This is a genomic window from Blautia sp. MSK18_10, from assembly GCF_020553185.1.
GTDB classification, from domain to species: domain Bacteria; phylum Bacillota; class Clostridia; order Lachnospirales; family Lachnospiraceae; genus Blautia_A; species Blautia_A wexlerae.
Genome location: NZ_JAJCGT010000028.1, coordinates 38,570 through 45,164 on the forward strand (window position 1 = coordinate 38,570; position 6,595 = coordinate 45,164).

Here is a 6,595-nt window from a genome sequence, read left to right on the forward strand (position 1 = left end):
TATAAAATTGCGGATTTGAATATATCTCCCGGTCACAATCTTTTAAAAGATCCTGAAAAAGTTTTGCCCACATCACAGGTATTTTTTTATTCTTTAAAAATGAGGTCTTCTTTTCCAAAAACAAATATCCGGCGGATTGAAAACATATTAATTAAAGCCGTCTGGCAGAATAATATAGAATTAGTAAAAACAAATTATCGGGACATCATACTGAATAAGACTATAAAGCTGCCCGGCATTTTCCGGGGGAAGATTGATGCATCCATGAGAACCACCTGTAAGATATCTGTCACCACCAAAGTACGGCTGCCAGTCTGCATCATGAAAGCCAATTCCTCCATTGAATGGCATCCAGTACGTTACCGGCTGTTCATAAGAATAGGTTCCATTTGCTGTCATTTCACCTCGCAGCACAGACGGACTGCTCTTTGAATTCAGTGTGAATATTCCAGGGGGTGTTTTTCTATCCGGATCACCTGGCAGTCCGGATACGATTTCTGATTGAAAAATAATATTTCCATTCTGATAATACCACATATACTGCTCTGTAAGATCTACCTCTATATATGTATCTCCGAGATCATTGATCCCATGTGCATTTGCTCTCATAGAATATACCGGTTCCCTGGTTGTCTGGGTTCCTGATTGAATTTCCTGCATGAGCTGTGCTGCTTCCTTGTCCTGATCAATCTTCCATCCATAGGCTGAGCCATATACATACACAATCCTTCCGCTTGTGGTCTCAAATTGTCTTTCAGTACCAACTGTATCATGATCTGCTGCAAGCTGTGCCACATAATCCACTACATGCTGCCTGAAGGCTCCATCATCCGGAAGCAACTGCCCTTTCTCGTCAAACTGCAGCCAGTTTTTGATGGTATTCCCGTCAAGTGTTACCGTTTCATCTCCAAATGTATATGTGATATTTGCTTTTGCCAGGCTATTATACATATTTACCATATTCTGAAGTTCTGAACTATCTCTCGTCACATCTGCTTCCTTATAAGCCTTTGGATTGCTTCCCAGATCTACATCTGCCGCCTCATTATCAATTGCTCTGCTTATCATCTGATAAGCTTCCTTGGCATTTAATTCACTGCCTTCTGTCTCTGGCATAATAGTAAATTCTGAATTAGCAAAACTTACATACGCATTTTCCGGTGCTATCTGATTCTCTTTTTGGGCACAATTTAATGAACTTACCTGTTTTTCTAGCTTTTCCCGACTGAAAACAGTCTCTTCTTGAACCATATAATTTTTCGTTTCAAAAAAACCTCTGATCCATTCCCATGGTTTCTGAGTCTTCAGCAGCTGAAGGATTTCCCCGCTGGATACATATTGATAATCAATGTCTTTACCTGTAATAGTCTGAGGTTCCTGCATCCTTGCACTTACCTGAATAACATAGTTATCCTTTTTCCCTGCAATCTCCTGCTCAACTTCATAAGCTGTCTTATTTGAACTGTCAATTCCATTGATGGTCGTACCCAAAAAGAAGTGATATGAGTAATAATAAGATATACCTGCATACACACAACAGCTCATAACCAAAATCATCACTATAAGCATTACAACTATTTTCATAATTTTGTTTTTCTTTTTGTCTGAAGATACAGTAGATCTGAATTCAGACTTGTCTATCGGCACATAAGTAATTGTTCCGGGTCTTGCCGATTTTGAAGTTCTTATTGATTGCCCCATCACTTCTTTTTGTCTCATATCTTATTCATCTTTCTTTTATATCAACTAGTTTTTTACATTGTCATTGTCAAAATGCAATGTCTTATGGTACTTCGCATTCTCCTCCAGAAGTTTTTTCCATTTTTGTCCATCCTCTTTCGTAGGATTATCAAAATTCTGCTGGCCTTTCAGCTCATCCATATACTGGACATAATCCAGAAAATAAATGTCTACCGTAGAAATATCTCTGTCCTGAATTGCGAAGTTATTACAGTTTCCAGTAGACTCATTGTACGGAAGTGTGTTTCCATTGGCATCAAGAGCTACCATAAAGCAATCACTGTTGGAACCTTCCTTATAAAGTTCATTTACCGTCAATTCATATGGAGTACGAATCACCGATTTAAGTCCAATACCTGCATCGTTTGTATCATTGAGTTCCAATACTTCTGTCTGGGAATCATCTACCGTAACCGGGATATCGAAGCTCCAGTCACCTTCATATTTGTAGTAGCCAGCATCCCTTCCATATTTTTTCTCATCCTCTTCTGACCACTGATAGTTTGCTTCCAGTCCTCTTACCTTCGTAATATCCAGATGCAGGTTAAAGGTATCTGGAATATCAATATCTTTAATGTACTTCTGATATTCTCCACCACGTTCAGACAATTTATTGATAAACTCTTCCAGCAGCGCATAACCTTCATCCGTCTGATCATCTAAGTCCGCCTGAGTTATTCCCATCTCATCCATTACCTGCTGTGTCATTTCATTGTATTTCTCATTATATTCCGTATAATCTTTTGCGGCTTCAGCCAAATCATAACGGAAAATACATGCATAGGTGTTATCATCCAGAAATTTTCCTTCCACTTGACCGTCAATTACCGGGCTAGCCTCTGAATTAAAGTCCACACCCCCTGTCATATCCAGATCAATGACTGGTGTTCCACTTTCCGCCCCAGTTTCTGTTTCTGGGAACGGTTTATCACTTTTAAACTGCATAGTCACATAAATTGCCTGGCTGTTTGCATATACCTCAGAACATGTAATTGTCAGCCCATCTGCTGTCTTAGTGTAAATAGCATCATTATTGGCATGATCTGTCTTGGCTCCGTCTGTTTCACTGCTATCTGTCTTCGTTCCATCAACAGCTTCCAAAGTTGTTGCATGATCTGAAAAGTCACCAAAGAAACTCACATTATCCTGTAAAATTTCAAAGAGTCCTCCTACAACCGGGACATTTTTTGCCATTACCGGATTGATTGCACAGAATACAAATCCTACTGCCAGTACCGCTGCCATCCCTCCTGCTATCCTGCCTCCACTTTTCATCCAATGATATGGATCCTTTGATGCTTTTTTCTGTAAAACAGCGTTATTTTCAATCAAACGATATGCCTGATTAATATGTTCATGCACGATTTCCGGCATTTCTATGTCCTTTTGAAGTTTTTTCTGGAAGTCTTTCTCATTATAATTTAAAGTCATCATTAGGCACGTCCCTCCTTAACCTTATATCCATACATCTCTGCAATCTGTTTTCTGCCACGATAAAGACGAGATTTTACAGTGCTTTCCTTCATATCCAGAATGTCACTGATTTCCCGGATACCAAATCCTTCCATATAGTATAGAAGAACAACCAAGCGGTATTTACTGTCCAATGGCTCTAAGACCTGGATCCATTCCATTGCTGCATATTTTTCTTCGTGAAAAGGCGTTTCCGGCATCTGATCCGTATAAGTAACCAGCTTTTTCTTCTGTATCATGTCCTTGCACTTATTGATCAGAATTCGGATCATCCATGTCTTGAAATATCTGTTCTGTTTCAGACTTTTCAAATTTTCATAGCAGGAAAGAATAGTATCCTGTATTGCATCCGCAACATCTTCATCATTTTTCAGATATGCCGCTGCAACCTTGTACATACTCTGTACATTCTCATCTATAAGCCGACAAAAAGCATCTTTATCGCCTTTCTTTGCTTTTCGTATCAAAATCTCATTCATTGTCGTCTCCCTTCTCCTATATCAGACCGGTCATCAGGAAATATTGTATAAAATCTTTTCTTTATGTGCTTCTACTTATTAGACGTGCAAACTCCCAAAAAAGTTGCAATTTTTTTTAACAATCTCAGAAAATCCCCAAAAGATTAGTTTGAACACTTCCATGCTTTTCATGATTATCAGTCAAGGTGCTATAAAATATTCCAGGTACTAAAAACAGCCGTACCATGTGCTTTTACATGATACGGCTGCCAATGATTCCAGCCCCTCAGGACAGATCAATCAAAAATCATATTCTCTGTCCCATCAGGTTTTAAAAATACTGTTTTCGAAATTCCATTACATTCCAGCGTTACTTTCTGCTCATGGGAAGAACAGAGGCGAACCCTGTGTATCCTGCCCTCTCTCCATTCAAAATCAACTGTGATGTCACCCTGTGCCTTCATTCCCCGGGCTTTTCCATCCTTCCATTCATCCGGAAGTGCCGGAAGTAACAGGATATACCCTTTCCTGCTCTGGATAAGCATCTCTGCAACTGCAGCTGCAAAGCCAAAATTCCCATCAATCTGGAACGGAGGGTGTGCACACAGCATGTTGGGATAAATGCCGCCTCCCACACAGGAGATATTTTCCTCCCTGGTATAACGGAGCTGGTTTTTCAAAAGCCCCAGTGCATGTTCCCCGTCCCGTAAAGAAGAGGAGGAACAGACAATGAAAAAATTTAAAGCTTATATCGAATATGTAATGAACTTTTATGCCAACTATTACAGATTTTACCAGTAAGTGCAAAATATGGCTTCCGGATATAACCCGGAATCTGTATTTGCAGTTCATGTAGACCTTGTAATCAATAATTTCAGTATACGCTAGAATCCGTTTCCTGTACATGAACAGGATGCGTTAATATATAAACAAAATTTTACAGTTGGCAGACTTAGCCAAAAAGAACCGATATCAGTCTTGCAAAGACCTTGTATCGGTTCTTTTTGTATTCTCTCATTATCTAATTATGGGAGAATTTTTCTGTATCACCGAAAAAACCTTTATTCCCGCACTTCAAGCCACTGGTCAATGTTTCCAAAATGTACCGCCTGCAGGTTATCTACATCAACCAATTGCGGGAAGCTGTTTCTGATGATCAGGACACCATTTTCCTTATCCTGTTTTTCTCCACCGCCAGCGATGCCTCCCATGGTCCTATCAAGTGTTAAAACCGTTCCATCTTTATAGCGCACCTGGTCAATACTAGTTCTGACATAAAGATCCATGCCATAGTCCGTACCTGCGTACTCAAATTTGTTTTTTTCATCTTCATACACCTTCATAGCTTCATCATAATCAAGATATAATGACCATAAAAGGGGCGTTACTTCCATTTTTTTCACTGTGATTTCATAACCTCCAAAATCACATTTCCGGTTCACTTCCAGAGTTGTCGGAGGCTTTACTGCACCCAGAGTCCATTTAAAATCCCATGTTCCATCTGTAATAACAGTCTTATCATAATCCCCTTCCTCCGTAAGATTCTTCAATGTGATTTCTACAGTTTTATTACTCAGATTATAATCACTGTCATAAGAAATCCCTGCTGTGAAATATTTAGAATGTGCCGAATCCTGATCATAGTTCAGCAGATTATCCTGGCTCACACCTGTACTCAGGCTTCCAAATCTGTCATCATCTTCTGCATATACTTCTTTTCCATCAATTTTAAAATGTGTCATCTCCTCAAAAGAAGTATGATCAGTCATAGAAATACTGTCCTCTGTTTTCACTTCAAAAAAAGCATACAGGAATCCCTGATCCTGAATAGAATCTGTCAGGGTAACCGTCACACCATTTTGTGTTACAGACTGGTCTATATTCTGAATATAGTTTGATTCCTGCATCGTTTCCTGCTGTTCCTCAGAGGGTTCCAATCTTTTTAACAGATGGTCATTCCATTTAAAGAACTCTTTTGCCGCCACTGTTACTCCCATGCCTGTACAGATCACTGCTGCTGCAATCAGTAATCGGCCACTGAATCTTTTTCTTTTATATTTTTTATCAACTGCATCTGCCTGCTCAATATGTCTCAGTGTCTCTTCAAATTTATCATGAAAATCCTGTGGTACTTCCGGTGCTATATTATTCCATTTGTTCTCTAACATGACATTTTCCCCTTTCCTGTTATTCTCTTTGATAGTTTGCTGTTTTTCCCAGGCATCGGTCTTTTCTCTTCTTCATCGGATAACTGTGCTTTCAAAAACTCTCTTGCACGGGAAAGTCTGCTTTTAATCGTTCCTTCCGGAATATCCAGAGCCTCACTGATCTCTTTCTGTGAGAATCCTTCTAAATAATACAATGTTACCAAAATCCTCAGATCCTCCGGAAGTTCCATAATCGCCATATACAGATGACTGTATCTGTCCTCCTCAGTCAGCCTCATATTGTCCATATATTCTTCATATGGAATAACATTTTTTCTTTTCCGAAGAATCCCATTGCATTCATTGATCAATATCTTTGTGATCCATGTTCGAAAATACTTTTCTTTCTTTAAGGTGGGAAGTTTCTCATATGCCTTAAGAATTGTTTCCTGCACAGCATCCCCACAATCAGAGTCATTCTTCAGAATGGACTTTGATATATGATACAGCATGGCTTCTGCATCCCGAACCTCCTTAATAAATACATCTTTTGTCATAACTTTGTCTTCTCCTTTTGTCCAGCCGGATTACTACACGTGTTTACTTTTTACTTTTACACTAATTAGATGCATAGGGAAGAGGATTGGTTCTCATAAAATTATCTCAGGATTTTGTAACTTAAAAAATACAATTTGCACATATACAATGATACAATAAAAATATAAAAATTATAGCAATTCCTACACGAAAGGGGTCATGTTTTATGAGAAAAAGAAA

General features: G+C 38.9%; 6 protein-coding genes. All 6 read right to left on the minus strand.

Translation table 11 applies throughout. The features are described 5' to 3' along the window. Positions 1 to 180: 180 nt before the first annotated feature. Positions 181 to 1,719 (minus strand): L,D-transpeptidase family protein, encoded by a 1,539-nt coding sequence (locus LI074_RS11770; RefSeq protein WP_118339075.1) that lies wholly within the window; start codon positions 1,717 to 1,719, stop codon positions 181 to 183. 27 nt (positions 1,720 to 1,746) lie between these two features. Then, the gene (locus LI074_RS11775) at positions 1,747 to 3,174 is read right to left on the minus strand and encodes a DUF4179 domain-containing protein (RefSeq protein WP_118339073.1); all 1,428 of its coding nucleotides are present in this window, start codon (positions 3,172 to 3,174) and stop codon (positions 1,747 to 1,749) included. Then, a complete protein-coding gene (locus LI074_RS11780) occupies positions 3,174 to 3,692 on the minus strand; it encodes an RNA polymerase sigma factor (protein ID WP_118339070.1) in 519 nt (172 codons plus the stop codon). Before LI074_RS11780 ends, LI074_RS11775 begins: the two co-directional genes overlap by 1 nt. 275 nt (positions 3,693 to 3,967) lie before the next feature. Beyond that, on the minus strand, positions 3,968 to 4,351 hold the full coding sequence (locus LI074_RS11785) for a glycoside hydrolase family 95-like protein (protein WP_118339067.1): 384 nt from the start codon (positions 4,349 to 4,351) through the stop codon (positions 3,968 to 3,970). A gap of 381 nt (positions 4,352 to 4,732) precedes the next feature. Continuing rightward, the gene (locus tag LI074_RS11790; protein WP_173698231.1) at positions 4,733 to 5,839 is read right to left on the minus strand and encodes a DUF4179 domain-containing protein; all 1,107 of its coding nucleotides are present in this window, start codon (positions 5,837 to 5,839) and stop codon (positions 4,733 to 4,735) included. Then, positions 5,833 to 6,375, minus strand: coding sequence for an RNA polymerase sigma factor (locus LI074_RS11795; RefSeq protein ID WP_008703681.1), 543 nt, complete (start codon positions 6,373 to 6,375; stop codon positions 5,833 to 5,835). Before LI074_RS11795 ends, LI074_RS11790 begins: the two co-directional genes overlap by 7 nt. Between the last annotated feature and the right edge of the window lie 220 nt (positions 6,376 to 6,595).